This is a genomic window from Arthrobacter russicus, from assembly GCF_031454135.1.
Taxonomy (GTDB): Bacteria; Actinomycetota; Actinomycetes; order Actinomycetales; family Micrococcaceae; genus Renibacterium; species Renibacterium russicum.
The window spans coordinates 595273-610212 of record NZ_JAVDQF010000001.1 but is presented as its reverse complement, the minus strand read 5'-3'; the positions used below and the strand labels follow the sequence as shown (position 1 = coordinate 610212).

Below are 14940 nucleotides of genomic sequence, written 5' to 3'. Positions count from 1 at the left end.
CCACTCCAGGAGCCCCGTGCAACGCACTGTTTCATCCCGTCTGCTGTTCGCGACCCAGGCGCAGACTTCGGTGGTGCTCAACGTCGCGGTGGCGGACCGGGGATACGACGAGCTGGACGAATCGGTCGTGCTCCTGGCTGATGGGCAGCCGGTCGATTATCGGGAGCTGCCGGAACCGCACGGCGGCCGGCTCTTCGCCTTCAGCCTGGCCGAACCCGCCGAAGTCTCGCTGGAATACCGTGCTGTGGTCACCGGCACGGCCGGCGTCGAAACCACGACGGAGAGCCAGCTCATCCGCTACGTGCGACCGAGCCGGTACTGCGAGTCGGACCGGCTGCTGCCAACCTCCTATGCCGAATTCCCCGGGTTGCGGGGGCTGGCCCTGCTGGCCGCGGTCCGGAGCTGGGTGGCCCAGGAATTGCGCTATGTGAGCGGCTCGTCCCGGGGTACCGACGGAGCCGTGGAGACCCTGCTGGCCCGCCGAGGCGTGTGCCGGGATTTCGCGCATTTGGCGATTTCATTGTTGCGCGCCAAAGACGTCCCGGCCCGGCTCGCGGCGGTCTATGCCCCGGGGCTGGCACCGATGGATTTCCATGCCGTGGCCGAGGCCTGGGTCGACGGGCGGTGGTACACGATCGATGCGACAGGTATGGCGCCGCGGGCTTCGATGCTGCGGATCTCGACCGGCCGCGATGCTTCAGATACGGCGTTCCTGTCCACCGTGGGCGGCGGGCTGACGCTCAAAGAGATCTCGGTCAGTGCGGTCCTGGACGGCGACCTGCCCGCCGAAGACCCGGCCGAATTGGTCTCGATCGGCTGACTACTCCCGTTCCCGGACCGCCGCGTCGAGCTTGCTGGTGATCCGGGCCAATTCGCGCAGCTCGGCTTCGTCGAGCACCGAACCGACGACCTGTTGGATGTCTTTGACGTGTTCCCGGCCCAGCTCGCGCTGCATCTGCTTCCCGGGCTCGGTGAGGCCGATCAGCACTCCGCGCCGGTCTTCGGCAACCAGTTTGCGTCGCACCAGGCCGCGGGCTTCCAGCCGCTCGACCAGCCGTGAAATGCTCGGCTGGGTCAACAGCACGTGCCGGTTGATCTCGTTGAGCCGCAACCACCCGCTGGGGCATTTGGACAGGGTGTAGAGCACGTCGTATTCGCGCATCGACAACCGTTTGAACACCGGGTTGTCGCGGAGACTGCGGATCACGCTGACCTGCGCGCTGAACAGCGATTCCCAGGCCTGCAGGCTGAGCTTGCGGTGTTCGGCATTGCTCAGCCGCGTCGGCCGGTCCGACTGCGATGGCTGCCTCGGATCGGAAGACCCGCCGGAGCCGGATCGTCCACCCGGCTCCGGTCGGCTCACGCGCTCACCTCGGCGCTCTCCGGCGCAGCGGCTCCGGCCAATGCGGCCTTGCGGCTGGCGTGCGTCGGAGCGTCCGGCACATGCGCCGGTTTCCGGGATTCGAATTCCTCGCGCAGGGTCGGCAGGACTTCTTCGCCGAACAAATCGAGCTGTTCCAAGACGGTCTTCAGCGGCAGGCCGGCATGGTCGACCAGGAACAGCTGGCGCTGGTAGTCGCCGAAGAACTCCCGGAAGCTGAGCGTCTTTTCGATCACTTCCTGCGGGCTGCCCACAGTCAGCGGGGTCTGCGAGGTGAAGTCTTCCAGCGACGGCCCGTGTCCGTAGACCGGGGCATTGTCGAAATACGGCCGGAATTCCTTGACCGCGTCCTGCGAATTCTTCCGCATGAAGAACTGCCCGCCCAAGCCCACGATCGCCTGATCGGCGGCGCCGTGGCCGTAGTGCGCGTAGCGTTCCCGGTAGAGCCCGATCAGCTGCTGGTAGTGCTCTTTGGGCCAGAAGATGTTGTTCGCGAAGAATCCGTCGCCGTAGTATGCGGCGATTTCGGCGACCTGGGGCGTGCGGATCGAGCCGTGCCAGACGAAGGGCGCCACGCCGTCCAGAGGCCTGGGCGTGGCGGTGAATCCGGTCAGCGGCGTGCGGTGCTTGCCCTGCCACGTGACGACTTCCTCATCCCAGAGCCGGCGCAGCAGCGCATAATTCTCCACGGTCAGTTCCACGCTGTCCTGCATGTTCTTGCCGAACCACGGGTAGACCGGGCCAGTATTGCCACGGCCCATGATCAGATCGACCCGGCCGTCGGCCAAGTGCTGGAGCATCGCGAAATCTTCGGCGATCTTGACTGGATCATTGGTGGTGATCAGTGTGGTCGAGGTGGAAAGGATGATCTTTTCGGTCTGGGCCGCGATGTAGCCGAGCATCGTCGTGGGGGAGCTGGGCACGAACGGGGGGTTGTGGTGCTCCCCGGTGGCGAAGACGTCCATGCCGATTTCTTCGGCGTGTTTCGCGATCGTCACCATCGCCTTGATCCGCTCGTGTTCCGAGGGGGTGGTGTTGCTGGTGGGATCTGTTGTAACGTCGCCCACAGTGAAGATGCCGATTTGCACGGTTCGGTCCTTCTTTCGTTTCGATACCGGTGGAGTTCGCGTTCACCAAGTATATGCGTTTGCATCTAATATTCGAATCAACCGGCGGGGGGCCGGAGATATTCCCGTCATCAGGGGGTCGCAATCGTTACTCGCACGACGTCCAGGAGACTTCTCGGCCCAGCTTCGGCGGTGGTCGGATTTCTGGTCCTGGTGGAAATGACTTCCGGTGTGCTGCAGGGGTACTACACGCCGTTGTTCACCGATATCGCACGCCATCTGGGCATCCATGACGCCGACGTCAACTGGTTCGAAGCGGCGCAGCTGATGGTCAGCGCTTTGGTGGTGCCGGCGCTGGCCAAGCTCGGCGACATGTTCGGGCACCGGAAGATCTTGCTGGCATCGACCGCGGTCACCGCGTTGGCCACCTGGGCCCTGGTCTTTTCCGGCGACTTTTGGAGTTTTCTGATCGCCTGGTCGCTGCAGGGCTTTTACGTGGTCTGGCTTCCGCTGGAGATCGCGTTGATCTATTCGCGGAGCCAGGAAAGCCCGGATCCGGCAGCGCTGACCCGCAAAGCCGCCGGGCTGTTGGTGGTCGGCCTGGAAGCCGGTGCGATCCTGGGCGCGGTCTCCGGCGGTGTGCTGGGCGAACTGCTGGCCGGGAAACTCTGGCTCGTCCTGATGATCCCGGCGATCTGTGTCAGCCTGTGTTTCATCGTGATCTGGCGGGGTGTTCCGGAGTCGCCGGTGCGTACCGGCGGCCGGCTGGACAGCACCGGACTGATCCTGATCAGTTTCGCCTTGTTGTTGATCACCGCTGGGCTGACCTTCATGCGCACCAACGGTCCGGGCACCTGGTGGGCCTGGCTCGCCGTCGGGCTCGGCGTTCTGGCGCTCTGGCCCTTTGTCCGGCACGAATTGCGGCATCCGGACCCGATGGTGGACATCAGGTTGCTGCGTTCGTCCGCGATCTGGCCGGTGATGCTCACGGCGTTCTTGTTCGGCGTTTCGGTTCTGGGTTCGCAGGTGCCGCTGTCCACCTTCGCCCGGACCGATCCCACGGTGGTCGGCTACGGCTTGGGCGTCGGCTCGAGCACGGTTTCATTGCTGATCGGCATCTACCTCATCGCGATGGTGGCCGGGGCGTTGCTGTTCTCCTGGGTTTCCCGCGTCAGCACCCCGCGGATCACCTTGATCGGTGCCGCTTCGCTGATCGGCCTGGGGTATTCGCTCTTCGTCCCGTTCCACGACCAGGTCTGGCAGGTGATGGCCAACATGCTGGTCGCCGGACTCGGTACCGGAGCCCTGGTCGCGGCGCTTCCGGCAGCCGCTGCCGCGGCGGCGCCACTGCGCCAGACCGGAATGGCCACCGGGCTGACCAACGCCACGAAAACCATCGGCGGCTCGTTTGCCTCCTGCGTCTTCGGCATCGCCCTGGCGAGTCAGATCGCCGGCAGCGCCGCCGCAGCGCCGGGCAGCACCGCAGGCTCGCTCAATGGGTATCTGCTGGTCTGGATCGTCTGCGGGGCCACCGGGTTCCTGGCGGCGGCGCTGTTGTTCTTCGTGCCGAAGCTGGCCTTCCGGACGGCAGTTCCGGGACAGGTTGCCGTGCGCTAATCATTGCCGGGCCGGTTCGAGCGAACGGAAATGTTCGTTGCGGGCATCGATAGCGGCTTGGGTTGCCGGGACCAGGAGCTCACCGCCGGGAGGGGCCGTGGCTTGCGCGCGTTCGGCCCGGGGCCGCTGCAAGTGCTCGTATCCGGTCAATGCCGCAGCCAAGTCCGCCGGGTGCTGCCGGAGGCTTTCAGCCAGGAACCAGGCCCCGGTCATCGCGATCGAGGTGCCGCGGCCGGAGAGCAGCGACGCGCAATGGGCGGCATCGCCGACCAGGACCACGCGGCCGGAATGCCAGCTCGGCAGCTGGATCTGGCTGACCGAATCGAAATAGAGCTCCGGGTCGTTCCGGACCGCGTCGAGCAGTTCGGGGATGCGCCATTCCTGGTGTCCGGCGTAAGCGTCGAGCAGGATCTGCTTCGATGCCGCCGGGTCGTGGTAGTCGTAGTCGATCCAGGGCGAGCGGAAGGTGAAGACGCCGACGGCGGAGTCCTTGAAGCAGACGATGCCCACCATGCGATCCGGCAGGTTGAGCAGCGGGCTGGCGCCTTCGAGCGCCGGTTGCGGAGCCAGCTCGGTGAGTGCGACGTAGTAGCCGAGGTGTTTCAGGTAATCGGATTCGGGCCCGAAGACGAGTCGGCGGGTTGCTGAGTGCAGACCGTCCGCGCCGACGACCAAGTCATACTGGCGCTGGTTTCCCGAAGCGAAACCGACCTGCACCGTTTCGCCGTCGTCGTGCAGCGTTTTGATCGACTCGTTGAAGACCACGCCGGTGTTCGGCGGCAAGGCGGCGTGCAAAATGGCCGCCAGGTCCTTGCGGGAGATTTCCGTGTCGCCGGGCGAGTCGTTGACGTCGGCGACCGGCATGCCGGCGATTCGGTTCCCTTCGGGGTCGATGAACGTGGACGATTCGGTCATCCTGACCCGGTGCGCGCGGATCGAGTCGAGCAGTCCCAGGCGGTCCGCGACCTCGAGCGCCTCGCCGCGGACGTCGATGGCCGAACCCGTGGTGCGCAAGTGCGCGGCGCGTTCCACGATGGTCACTTCGTGGCCCAGGTTGCCGAGGGTGATGCCGGTGCTGAGGCCGGCCACGCCGGCGCCGGAAACAAGGATGCGCATCTGGTTCTTCTTTCGCCAAATAAGATACAATCTGTATCTACGGCTCGATGCTAGATCAGAAAAATAGGAAACGCAATGTATCTTAAAAATGAGAGTCCGCCGCAGCGCCGTCGTGGGCAAGCGCTGCAGGATGCGATCTTGGCGGCGGCCGGGGATGAGCTCATGGAAAAGGACTTCGCCGAGTTCACCATCGATGCGGTGGCGGCCCGGGCGGCAACCAGCCGTGCGGTGATCTATCGGCGCTGGAACGACAAACAGGAACTGGCGATCGCGGCCGTCGCGTATCTGGTCAAACAGGACGCGGTCGAGTCGGTGCCGGATACCGGGAGCCTGCGCGGTGATGTCATTGCACTGCTTCAGGAGGTCAACCAGCGGCGGTCGCGGCTGGGGATCATTCGCATGGTGCAATTCGGCGGGCTGCTCCGGAACACGGACACCAGCCTGGCGAAGCTGACCGAGATGATCTGGGGCCGGCGCCGTTCGCTCATGGACCAGGCCCTCGAACGCGCCGTCGAACGGGGCGAAATCCCGGCCGGCCAGATACCCGATCGAATCGCCCGGCTGCCAGCTGATCTCTTCCGGCACGAAGTGCTGTGGACCATGGAAGCCGTCCCGGAACAGACCATCGAGGAGATCGTCGACCTGGTCTTCCTGCCGTTGCTCAGCCGATCCGCCGATTAGTCCGGCGGACCGAGATCAGGGGTTCGCGGAGCGGCGCCCTTTGACCTTCGGAATCGCGCCGGTGGTCCAATCCTGCGATTCGTTCCCGCCCGGCGCAGCGGTCGCCGCCGGTACGACCTGCAGGTCCTTGAGCAGCTGGCGGCGTTCCCGGCTGCCTTCCACCAGCCGGTAGAGCACCGGTACCAGGACCAAAGTCAGTGCGGTCGAGGAAATCAAGCCGCCCACGACGACGATCGCCAATGGTTGCGAAATGAACCCGCCGCCACCGGTGATGCCCAGGGCCATCGGGGTCAGCGCGAAGACCGTGGCCAGGGCGGTCATCAGGATCGGGCGCAAGCGGTGCCGGGCGCCGTACTCGATGGCTTCGGAGACCCGCATCGCCGGTCTGCCCGGCGCGGGTTTCCTGGCCTGGTTGATCAGATCGATCAGCACGATCGCATTCGTCACCACGATGCCGACCAGCATTAACATGCCGATCAGCGAAGGCAGCCCGAGCGGAACCCGGCTGATCAGCAGCAGACCGATGGCCCCGGTAGCCGCGAACGGGATCGAAACCAGCAGGATCAGCGGCTGGACCAGCGATTTGAAGGTCGCGACCATGATCACGTACACGATGGCGATTGCGGCCAGCAAAGCCAGCCCCAACTGTCCGAAGGATTCGCGTTGCTGCGTGGTGGCGCCGCCCAGGGTCGCGGTGGCACCGGCCGGCAGGTTCGCATCCTGCAGCTTCTTTTCGACCGCGCTGCTGAGCGAGCCGAGGTCGTCGCCCGTCGGGGTCAGCGAGACCCGGGCGCTGCGCTGGCCGTTCGACGAGGTGATGCTGGTGGGCACATTGACCTGCTTGACGCTGGCCAGCGAGGACAAGGGCACCGACCCGGCCCCGGTCTGGATCGGGGCATTCGCCAAGGCGTCGATGGAGGTGAACTGGGTTCCCTTGCCGATTTGGACTTTGAAGTCGGTGGTGTCGATGCGCACGGTACCGGCAGGAATCGGGCTCACCGTCGCGGCCAGGACGGCCGCGACTTGCTGCTCGGACAGCCCGGCGGCGACCACTTTGGCCCGGTCGACACTGATCTGCACCACCGGGTTGGCTGCAGAGAGGTTGCTGGTCACGTCCCGGGTGTCCGGCACGTCCTTCAGTGTGGCGATGACCGCGTCATTGGCTTTCTGCAGGTCGGCGGTATTGCTTGCCTTGATGTTGACATCCACCGTGCTGGAGGTGCCCAGACCGCCGCCGGATGCGCTCAACTTGATGGTTCCGGCATCTTTGATGCCGTCCAGTGCGGTGCGGACGGAGTCCTGCAGCTTGGGTTGATTCGCCTTCTCGTCGGTGACCACCTGGAAATTGGCGCTGGTCGAGCCGCCGGAGGTGAACGAGGCGAGTGCTCCGGAAGAGTTGCCTACGGTGACTTGGACGGTTTCGATGCCGTCGATGCCGTTGAGTGCGTCTTCGACCTTTTTGGCGGCCTCGCTGGTGGCGTCCAAGCTGGTCCCGGCAGGCATCGTCTGGTTGATCGAGAGCGAGTTCTGGCCGGAGTCGCCCAACAGGTTCTGCGGGAGCAACGGCGTCATCAGCAAGGTCACGGCCAGAATCAGCAGACCTGCGCTGACCGTCCAGATCGGGTGTTTCTGAGTCCCGTGCAGAATCGGCAGGTAGCCGCGCTGCAACCAGCCTTGGCGTTCTTTTTCGTCCAAGGCGGCCAGGGCCTCGGCTTTCTGTTCCGGCGTGCCGGCCTCGGCCAAAGCGTTGTCCGCCGACTTCGGTGCGCGCAGGAACCAATACGCCAGCACGGGCACGATGGTCAAGGAAACCAGCAGGGAGGCCACCAAGGCGATGGTCACGGTCAGTGCGAACGGACGGAAGAGTTCACCGGCGATGTCGCCGACGAAGGCGATCGGCGCGAAGACCGCCACCGTGGTCAGCGTGGAGGCGGTGACTGCGCCGGCCACTTCTTTGATCGCCGAGGTGATCGCGGTGAGCTTGGGCTCGCCGTAGCTCTGATGCCGTTTGATGTTCTCAATCACCACGATCGAGTCGTCGACGACTCGGCCGATCGCGATCGTCAAGGCGCCGAGGGTCAAGATGTTGAGCGAATATTTTGCCGCCCAAAGCCCGATCAACGTGATCAGCAGTGAGAGCGGGATGGAAATCGCGGTCACCAGTGTGGAGCGCACCGAAAGCAGGAAAAGCAGGATGATGATCACCGCGAAGCCCAGGCCGAGCAGCCCTTCCACGCCGAGGTCTTTGATCGACTTCTCGATGAACGGAGCCTGGTCGAAAACCGTGGTGAACGTGACGTTAGAGCCGAGGTCGGCAGTGAGCTGGGGCAGCAGCGCATCGATGGCATGCGAAACCGTGACCGTGTCCGCCTCGGGTTTTTTGGTCACCGACAGGGCCAAGGTCGGTTTGCCGTCGGTTCGGGTGATCGAGGTCGTCGGGTCGTCCTGCAGGGTGACCGCGGCGACCGAACCGATCGTCGGCGGGGTGGTGCCGGTGGCGGCTCCGCCCAAAGGCAGCCCCTTAACCGCGTCCAAGGAACCCACCGGGCTGCCGATCTGGACGGAGAGCGATTTCCCTTGGTCGGTGATCGTGCCGGCCGGCACCAGGGAACCGTTGTTCTTCAGTGCGTCGACGATCGAGGTGACTGGCAATCCCGCAGCGGCGAGCTTGGCCGGATCCGGCATGATCTCGATGTGCTGGCCATTGGCTCCGGTCACGTCAGCGCCGCGGACGCCGTCCAGCTTGAGGATTTTCGGCACCGCAATGCGCTGCAGATCGCCGTTGAGCTCGGCCAAGGACTTGTCCGAGGACACCGCCAGATACCGGATCGGGAAGTCGCTGACGCTGCCGGCGATGGCTTGCGGCTGGACGTCGCTGGGCAGTTGCTGCCTGGTGTTGGCGATCGCCCGGTCGATCTGGTTGCGGGCCCGGTCCAGATTCGTCCCGTAGGCGAAGGTCAAGGAGATCGTGGAGATCCCGCTGCGCGAAGTGGAACTGGAGGAATCCAGTCCTTCCACCGCGTTGAGTGCGGTTTCCAATGGCCGGCTGACCTGTGCGTCGACCACCTCGGGAGAGGCTCCCGGCATCGAGCTGATCACACTGATCTGCGGGAACTCCAGCGAGGGAATGAGTTCCTGCTTGAGCGAGCCGGCGGAGATCACCCCGAATACCGCGGCGAAGATCGTGATCAGCGCGATGAGCGCGCGGTTACCCAAAGACAAAGTGGCCAGGCGAAACATCGATCGTCTCCCAGAAGTTGCTCGGTGGTGGAGAAAGCCTTAATCCAATTGCAAAACTGAAGCTGTCTGGGCCATCGTATCCGCTGCGAGGCCCGGATTATCATTCAATTTGACGCCGAGCGTGGGAATCATTTGTTTCAGGCCGTCTTGCCACTGCAACTTGAATTCCCGCGGGAAGCAACGCTGCAGAATTTCGAGCATGATCGGCACTGCGGTGGATGCTCCCGGGGAGGCCCCGAGCAGGGCGCTGATCGAGCCGTCCGAAGAACTGATGACTTCGGTGCCGAATTGCAGGATTCCGCCTTGTTTCCGGTCTTTTTTCATGATCTGGACGCGCTGCCCGGCGGTGATCAGCTCCCAGTCGGCGCCGTTCGCCTCCGGCAGGTATTCCTGCATCGCGGAAACCTTGGCGGAACGCGACTTGAGCACCTCGGAAACCAGATACTTGGTCAGGCCCAAGTTATGCAGACCGGCGGCAGCCATAGGGTAGATATTCGACGGCCTAATCGAAAGCGGCAAATCCCACAAAGATCCGGATTTGAGAAAGTTTGTCGAAAATCCTGCATACGGGCCGAAGAGCAAAGATTTCTTGCCACCGACATACCTGGTGTCCAGGTGCGGCACCGACATGGGCGGTGCGCCGACCGAAGCCTGGCCGTAGACCTTCGCATGGTGCTGCGCGGCGATGTCCTCGTTGGTGCACCGGAAGAACTGACCGGAGACCGGGAATCCGCCGTAGCCCTTGCCTTGCGGGATGCCGGACCGTTGCAGCAAATGCAGGGCGCCGCCGCCGCTGCCGATGAAGACGAACCGGGCTTTGATCGAGCCGTGCTCGCCGGAGGCCTTGTGTTTGAGCTTGAGCTGCCATTTCTTGTCGGTGCCGCGGCGGACGTCGGTGACCGTGGTGCCGTAGTTGATCTCGCCGTCGTGCGTGCCGAGGAAACCGATCAGCTCCTTGGTGAGCCGGCCGAAGTCGACGTCGGTGCCTTCGGCCGCCCGGGTCGCGGCGAGCCGGCCGGTGTCGGCCCGGCCGCGCATCACCAATGGCGCCCAGCTTTCGATCTGATTCCGGTCTTCGGAATATTCCATCGAGGCGAACAGCGGGTTCGGCTTGAGCGCTTCGTAGCGGGTGCGCAGGTATTTGCTGTGCTCCTCGCCCATCACGAAGGACATGTGCGGCACGGTATTGATGAATCCCTTCGGCGAACCGATGTATCCCGAGGACACCATGTGCGCCCAGAACTGCCGGGACAGTTGGAACTGCTCGTTGATCGAGATGGCCTTGGCCGGATCGACCGACCCGTCCGCGGCAGCAGGGGAGTAGTTCAATTCGCAGAGTGCGGAATGCCCGGTGCCCGCGTTGTTCCAAGGGCCCGAGGACTCCAAGCCGAGCTCGTCGAGCTGTTCGAAAACCACCACCGACCAATCGGGTTGGAGCTGCCGGATCATCGCGCCCAAGGTTGCGCTCATGATGCCGCCGCCGATCAAGACGACGTCGGCTTCTTTGGTCTGCGAAATGAAGGTCACGTTCCGTCTCCAAAAACTGCGGTGCTGGCTGAGAATTTGTTGCTTCGCGCTCCGAATTCCAGCCGGAACGTGTGCTCTAGAAGACTAACGCCCAGCGAGTGAGTTCCTTAAATCAGGAGGCTTGGATCACGCCCGCGGTCCAGTTCCGGAAAGCCGGTTCAACTGCTGAGCTTGATCTTGTTGAATACTTCGCTCAGCACCGGGCTGACCGGGTAGCTGGTGACTTTGGCGGAGAGCGCCAGGGCGGAGATCGGGAACACGATCGGAATCGCCGGAACCGTCGAGACGATGTCGTTGTTGATGGCCTGGTATGCGGCAACCCGCTCGGCGCCGTCCGGCAGGCTCCGCGCCCGGTTGATCTTGCTGATCAGCTGCGGGTCGTTGTAGCCGAGCTCGGTGTTCGGGCCGCCGAAGAGGTTGCCGACGAAGTTGTCCGGGTCGGAGTAGGCGCCCTGGGTGCCGAGCAGGTCGAAGGCGCGGGTGCCCGGGCTGGTGACCTTGGCCAGGTAATTGTCCGACCACTCGATCGGAACCGGCTTGATGTTGAAGCCCACTGCGGTCAACTGGGCGGCAATCTCGGCGTAGATCTTTTCCGGGGCCGGCAAATAGGACCGGGTCACGTTCAAGGGGTAGTAGAACTCCAGCGGCTCGCCCTGGTAACTCGATTCGGAAAGCGTCTTCTTGGCGTTCTCCGGGTTGTAGCCGATTCCGGGCACTTGGTTGTTGAAGCCGCTCAACTTCGGCGGGATGAATTGGCTGGTCGGTGCCGAGCCGTCGATGAAGTAGCTTTTCACGATGGCGTCCTTGTTGATCGCCATCGCCGCCGCCTGGCGCACCTTCAAGTCCTGCATCACTGGGATCTGCTGGTTCAAACCGACATACATCACGGAGAACGGGTCTCGCGGCAGGATCTGCAGGCCCTGCTTGACCAAAGCGTCGTAACTGTCCGTGGTCACGAAGTCGAAACCGTCGATGCGTCCGGAAAGCAATGCCTGCAACCGCGCGGCAGACTGCCGGTAGGTGACGAAGTTGACCGTTTCGATTTGGCCCTTGTCGCCCCAGTAGTCCGGGTTCTGCGTCAAGGTCACGGTGCCGTTTTGCCAACTGGCGAATTTGAACGGTCCGGTGCCTACCGGATTGAGGCCGAAGTTGGAGACCGGGTTGGCGCCGGCTTTCTGGTCCAAGACGTCGGCAGTCCCCGAGGCCAGGGCCGCCGGCGAGGCGATTCCGAAGCCGGGTTGGCTGAGCGCTTCGACGAAGTTGGTGACGGCCACGGAGAGCGCGATCTCCACGGTCGAAGCGTCGCTTGCCGTGCAGCTCTTGAAGACCGAGTTGCCCGGGTCATTGCTGAAAGCTTTGAACACGTCCCGGAAGGTGGCAGGCAGCGAAGCCGGGTTGCTCTGCACCGGGTAAGTGAACCAGCGGTTGAAGTTGGTGCAGACCGCAGCGGCATCGAATGGCTGGCCGTCCTGGAATGTCACGTTTTCCCGCAGCTTGAATTGGTACGCGTAGCCGTTGTTCGACGAAGTCCAACTCGTGGCCAGTGCCGGGGATGGTTTGCCGGTCGTCTGGTCGAGCGATACCAGGCCTTCGAAAATCTGCCGGGAAACCCGTTCCGAATCGGAATCCGTGGCCAGTGCCGGATCCAGGCTCAGCGGGTCCGCCGAGGTGCCGAAATTGAAGACCACCGGGCTGGCCGAAGCTGACGCCGAAGCCGAACCCGAGGTCGGATTGGTGGGGTGCGCGGTGCAGGAGGCCAAGCCGAGTGCCAGCACGGCTGCCACCGCGATGGGCAGCATGGATCGTCGTCGCACTCGGTTCTCAACTTTCTTCGCGTCTTTGAATTCCTACCAGTGTAATTCAGCTGGATAGGTCGTAGCTGTGCGCTGGTTTCAGCCTGGATGCTTGCTGGCAATCTGCCCTGTGTCGCGGGAATCACGGGGCCGGAGTTGTCCTCGGCCGCCCCGGGTGGGCTAGCGTGGAGGAATGACTTGGACGCGACGTCGGCAGAGGCGGGTGCGACTCCTCTGGAGCGCGCCGGCTTTCGCGATGATTGCGGGGATGACTTTGCTCCTGAGCGGTTGCGGGTTGGCGTTTCTCGGCGCGAGTTCGCCGGAAACCGGGGCGATCACGCTCACCCCCGACAACCGGACTGCAAACCCGGCGGCGCCCGCACAGGTCGGCACAGCCGGATACAGTGCCACCGAAGGGGCCGTAGTGGTGGTGATCGGCGACTCGATCAGCACCGGGTACCAGACCTCGGTCGAGGATTCCTGGCCGAACCTGCTGATGCAGGATTTTGACCGGGCGGGCTTTCCGGTGACCGTGGTCAACGCCGCGGAAAACGGTGCGGGCTACCTGGTCCCGGGTGGTGAGGGGATGACCTTCGAGGAACAAGCCCGGTCGTCGGTTCCGCCCGACGCGGATGTGGTGCTGGTCTACGGTTCGGAGAACGACATCGGCGAAGACGTGGCGCAGATCAGCTCAAAAGTCGAGGCGATCAGCGCCGCGGTCCGGGAGCTTGCTCCGGAGGCGAAAGTGGTCTTCGTCGGTCCGGCATCCTATGATCCGGATGTGGACCCGGATTTGACCGCGATTCGGGACCAGATCGCCCAGGGTGCCGAATCCGCGGGCGCGGCGTTCGTCGATCCGATCCAGGAGCAGTGGATCATGGGCGACCGGGAAGACCTGATCGGCCCCGACGGCGATCACCCCAGTGTCGCCGGGCACGTTTATCTGTCGCAGAAATTCGAAACCATTGTGGCTCCGCTGCTCGGTGTGGCGGTTCCCACGCCGTAGCCGGCTGCGGTCCCGGGATTCACCGGGTTCAGGGTCCGGCCGCCCGGCTCAGAGCTCCACGATCAGACAGGGCCCGCCGGCGGACAGGCCGGCATCGATGGCCAGGACCCGGCCCCCGGCATAGCTTTCGGCCTTGGTGTTCTGCATTGCCGGACGGCCATCGGCCTCACCGATCACGCTGTGCCCGTGCACGATGCGATCGCCGCCGAAGTGCGCCAGGAAGCCTTTCGCCGTGCGGCTGCCGGCCGGGCCGCGGAACTGCCGCCGTCGGGTCAGATCGGACCACAGGCCCCAGAGCGTCTCTGCGGAAGTGCTGCGCAAGCACACGCCGACTTGGGCGTTCACTTGGTGGGGATCGCGGCCCCACTCCTGATAACCGGAAATATCCGAATGCAACAAGATGTCCGAACCGGATTTCGCCATCGCGGGCAGCCGCTGGAGCCAATCGAGGTGCTGGTCGGTCAATCGGGCCTGGTCCGAGGCCTGGCCTTGGTTGCGGGACCACGAAGTTTCGAAAGAGCGCGGACCGTGGGCAGTGGCGATGCGCTGTCTACCGAAACGGTGCATGCCCAACGCCAGGACCTCGTGGTTGCCCAGCAATGCGGTGACGCTGCCGCCGGCATCGGCGGCTTCCTGCTGCAGCCGGATCAGGAGGTCGATGACCGCGATCCCATCCGTGCCGCGATCGAAGTAGTCGCCCAAGCAGTACAGCTGCGCCGTGCCCCCGGTCCAGCGGCCCGAGGCATCGACGAGGTGCTTTCGCTGCAGCGCGGAACGGAACTCATCCGGATGGCCGTGGATGTCGCTGACCGCAAAGCGCGCGGAGGTCGCCGAGGGCTCGGATTCAGGCATCTGGTCCTCACGGCCGATGGGAGCGGGTGCGCGAGGCGGGACTCGAACCCGCACGTCCGAAGACACCAGAACCTAAATCTGGCGTGTATACCAATTTCACCACTCGCGCGCTGGCCGGCGAACCGGCCGCCAACTAGTCTAGCCCGAGATTGCGGCGCAGTTTGGCCACGTGGCCGGTGGCCCGGACGTTGTATTGGGCCAGTTCGACGACGCCGGAACCGTCGAGGACGAAGGTCGACCGGATCAAGCCTTCGTAGGTGCGGCCGTAGTTTTTCTTTTCACCCCAAGCTCCGTAGGCTTCGGCGACCGCGTGGTCCGGGTCGGAGAGCAGCGGGAAGTTCAAGGATTCTTTGCTGCTGAACTTCGCCAAGGCCGCTGGCTTGTCCGGTGAGATGCCGACCACCGCGTAGCCGGCACTGGCGAGCGAATTCAGGTTGTCCCGGAAATCGCAGGCTTCTTTGGTGCATCCTGGCGTCGAGGCCGCTGGATAGAAGTAGACGACGACCTTTTTCCCGGCGAAGTCCTTGAGCGAAACCGATTTTTCCTGCGCATCGGCGAGGCTGAAGTCCGGCGCCTTGCTGCCGGTGGTGAGACGGTTTTCAGTCATGGAGAACTCCTGGATCCGGGAATGATTCAGGATTCAGCATATCGCGGCGAAAA

Annotated in this window: 12 protein-coding genes and 1 tRNA gene; 4 read left to right on the top strand and 9 right to left on the bottom strand. The window is 64.0% G+C overall.

Going from position 1 to position 14940, the window contains the following annotated elements; all coding sequences use genetic code 11:
- The first annotated feature begins 16 nt into the window (after positions 1 to 16).
- Entirely contained in the window at positions 17 to 820 is an 804-nt protein-coding gene (locus JOE69_RS02845) for a transglutaminase-like domain-containing protein (protein WP_296363562.1), read from the top strand.
- On the opposite strand, the gene JOE69_RS02840 is transcribed toward JOE69_RS02845, so the two are convergent.
- A complete protein-coding gene (locus JOE69_RS02840) occupies positions 821 to 1363 on the bottom strand; it encodes a MarR family winged helix-turn-helix transcriptional regulator (RefSeq protein ID WP_309795936.1) in 543 nt (180 codons plus the stop codon).
- Positions 1360 to 2469, bottom strand: a complete 1110-nt coding sequence (locus JOE69_RS02835; RefSeq protein ID WP_309795934.1) for an LLM class flavin-dependent oxidoreductase — start codon at positions 2467 to 2469, stop codon at positions 1360 to 1362. Before JOE69_RS02835 ends, JOE69_RS02840 begins: the two co-directional genes overlap by 4 nt.
- Before the next feature lie 198 nt (positions 2470 to 2667).
- Between JOE69_RS02835 and JOE69_RS02830 the strand changes: the two genes are divergently transcribed.
- Positions 2668 to 4065 (top strand): MFS transporter, encoded by a 1398-nt coding sequence (locus tag JOE69_RS02830; RefSeq protein WP_374709737.1) that lies wholly within the window; start codon positions 2668 to 2670, stop codon positions 4063 to 4065.
- Here the strand turns inward: JOE69_RS02830 and JOE69_RS02825 are convergent, their stop codons facing one another.
- A complete protein-coding gene (locus JOE69_RS02825) occupies positions 4066 to 5181 on the bottom strand; it encodes an FAD-dependent monooxygenase (protein WP_309795930.1) in 1116 nt (371 codons plus the stop codon). It lies immediately after the preceding gene.
- Positions 5182 to 5256: 75 nt separating this feature from the next.
- On the opposite strand from JOE69_RS02825, the gene JOE69_RS02820 reads away from it, so the two are divergent.
- Positions 5257 to 5862: a TetR/AcrR family transcriptional regulator gene (locus tag JOE69_RS02820; protein ID WP_309795928.1), complete on the top strand. Its 606-nt coding sequence runs from the start codon at positions 5257 to 5259 to the stop codon at positions 5860 to 5862.
- A gap of 15 nt (positions 5863 to 5877) precedes the next feature.
- Here JOE69_RS02820 and JOE69_RS02815 read toward each other — a convergent pair whose 3' ends face one another.
- From JOE69_RS02815 to JOE69_RS02805, 3 genes are all read right to left on the bottom strand, one after another.
- Positions 5878 to 9102 carry an efflux RND transporter permease subunit gene (locus tag JOE69_RS02815; RefSeq protein ID WP_309795925.1) on the bottom strand — a complete coding sequence of 1075 codons (3225 nt, stop codon included), beginning with the start codon at positions 9100 to 9102 and terminating at the stop codon, positions 5878 to 5880.
- Positions 9103 to 9141: 39 nt separating this feature from the next.
- Positions 9142 to 10665, bottom strand: coding sequence for a malate:quinone oxidoreductase (locus tag JOE69_RS02810; protein WP_309801103.1), 1524 nt, complete (start codon positions 10663 to 10665; stop codon positions 9142 to 9144).
- 122 nt (positions 10666 to 10787) lie between these two features.
- Entirely contained in the window at positions 10788 to 12428 is a 1641-nt protein-coding gene (locus tag JOE69_RS02805) for an ABC transporter substrate-binding protein (RefSeq protein WP_309801101.1), read from the bottom strand.
- Between the two features lie 262 nt (positions 12429 to 12690).
- Between JOE69_RS02805 and JOE69_RS02800 the strand changes: the two genes are divergently transcribed.
- Entirely contained in the window at positions 12691 to 13428 is a 738-nt protein-coding gene (locus JOE69_RS02800; RefSeq protein WP_296363557.1) for an SGNH/GDSL hydrolase family protein, read from the top strand.
- Positions 13429 to 13476: 48 nt separating this feature from the next.
- Here JOE69_RS02800 and JOE69_RS02795 read toward each other — a convergent pair whose 3' ends face one another.
- The 3 genes from JOE69_RS02795 to bcp form a co-directional block, all read right to left on the bottom strand.
- Positions 13477 to 14280, bottom strand: a complete 804-nt coding sequence (locus tag JOE69_RS02795) for a metallophosphoesterase (RefSeq protein WP_309795924.1) — start codon at positions 14278 to 14280, stop codon at positions 13477 to 13479.
- A 27-nt stretch (positions 14281 to 14307) separates the two neighbouring features.
- A tRNA-Leu gene (locus tag JOE69_RS02790) sits at positions 14308 to 14389 on the bottom strand.
- Positions 14390 to 14413: 24 nt separating this feature from the next.
- Positions 14414 to 14887, bottom strand: coding sequence for a thioredoxin-dependent thiol peroxidase (gene bcp / locus JOE69_RS02785; RefSeq protein ID WP_309795922.1), 474 nt, complete (start codon positions 14885 to 14887; stop codon positions 14414 to 14416).
- Between the last annotated feature and the right edge of the window lie 53 nt (positions 14888 to 14940).

Excerpts from the sequence above, each read along its gene's own strand:
- JOE69_RS02805 (WP_309801101.1), bottom strand. The coding sequence starts at position 12,428 with ATGCTGCCCATCGCGGTGGCAGCCGTGCTGGCACTCGGCTTGGCCTCC.
- JOE69_RS02825 (WP_309795930.1), bottom strand. The coding sequence starts at position 5,181 with ATGCGCATCCTTGTTTCCGGCGCCGGCGTGGCCGGCCTCAGCACCGGC.
- JOE69_RS02815 (WP_309795925.1), bottom strand. The coding sequence starts at position 9,102 with ATGTTTCGCCTGGCCACTTTGTCTTTGGGTAACCGCGCGCTCATCGCG.
- bcp (WP_309795922.1), bottom strand. The coding sequence starts at position 14,887 with ATGACTGAAAACCGTCTCACCACCGGCAGCAAGGCGCCGGACTTCAGC.
- JOE69_RS02820 (WP_309795928.1), top strand. The coding sequence starts at position 5,257 with ATGTATCTTAAAAATGAGAGTCCGCCGCAGCGCCGTCGTGGGCAAGCG.
- JOE69_RS02795 (WP_309795924.1), bottom strand. The coding sequence starts at position 14,280 with ATGCCTGAATCCGAGCCCTCGGCGACCTCCGCGCGCTTTGCGGTCAGC.
- JOE69_RS02830 (WP_374709737.1), top strand. The coding sequence starts at position 2,668 with ATGACTTCCGGTGTGCTGCAGGGGTACTACACGCCGTTGTTCACCGAT.
- JOE69_RS02800 (WP_296363557.1), top strand. The coding sequence starts at position 12,691 with ATGACTTTGCTCCTGAGCGGTTGCGGGTTGGCGTTTCTCGGCGCGAGT.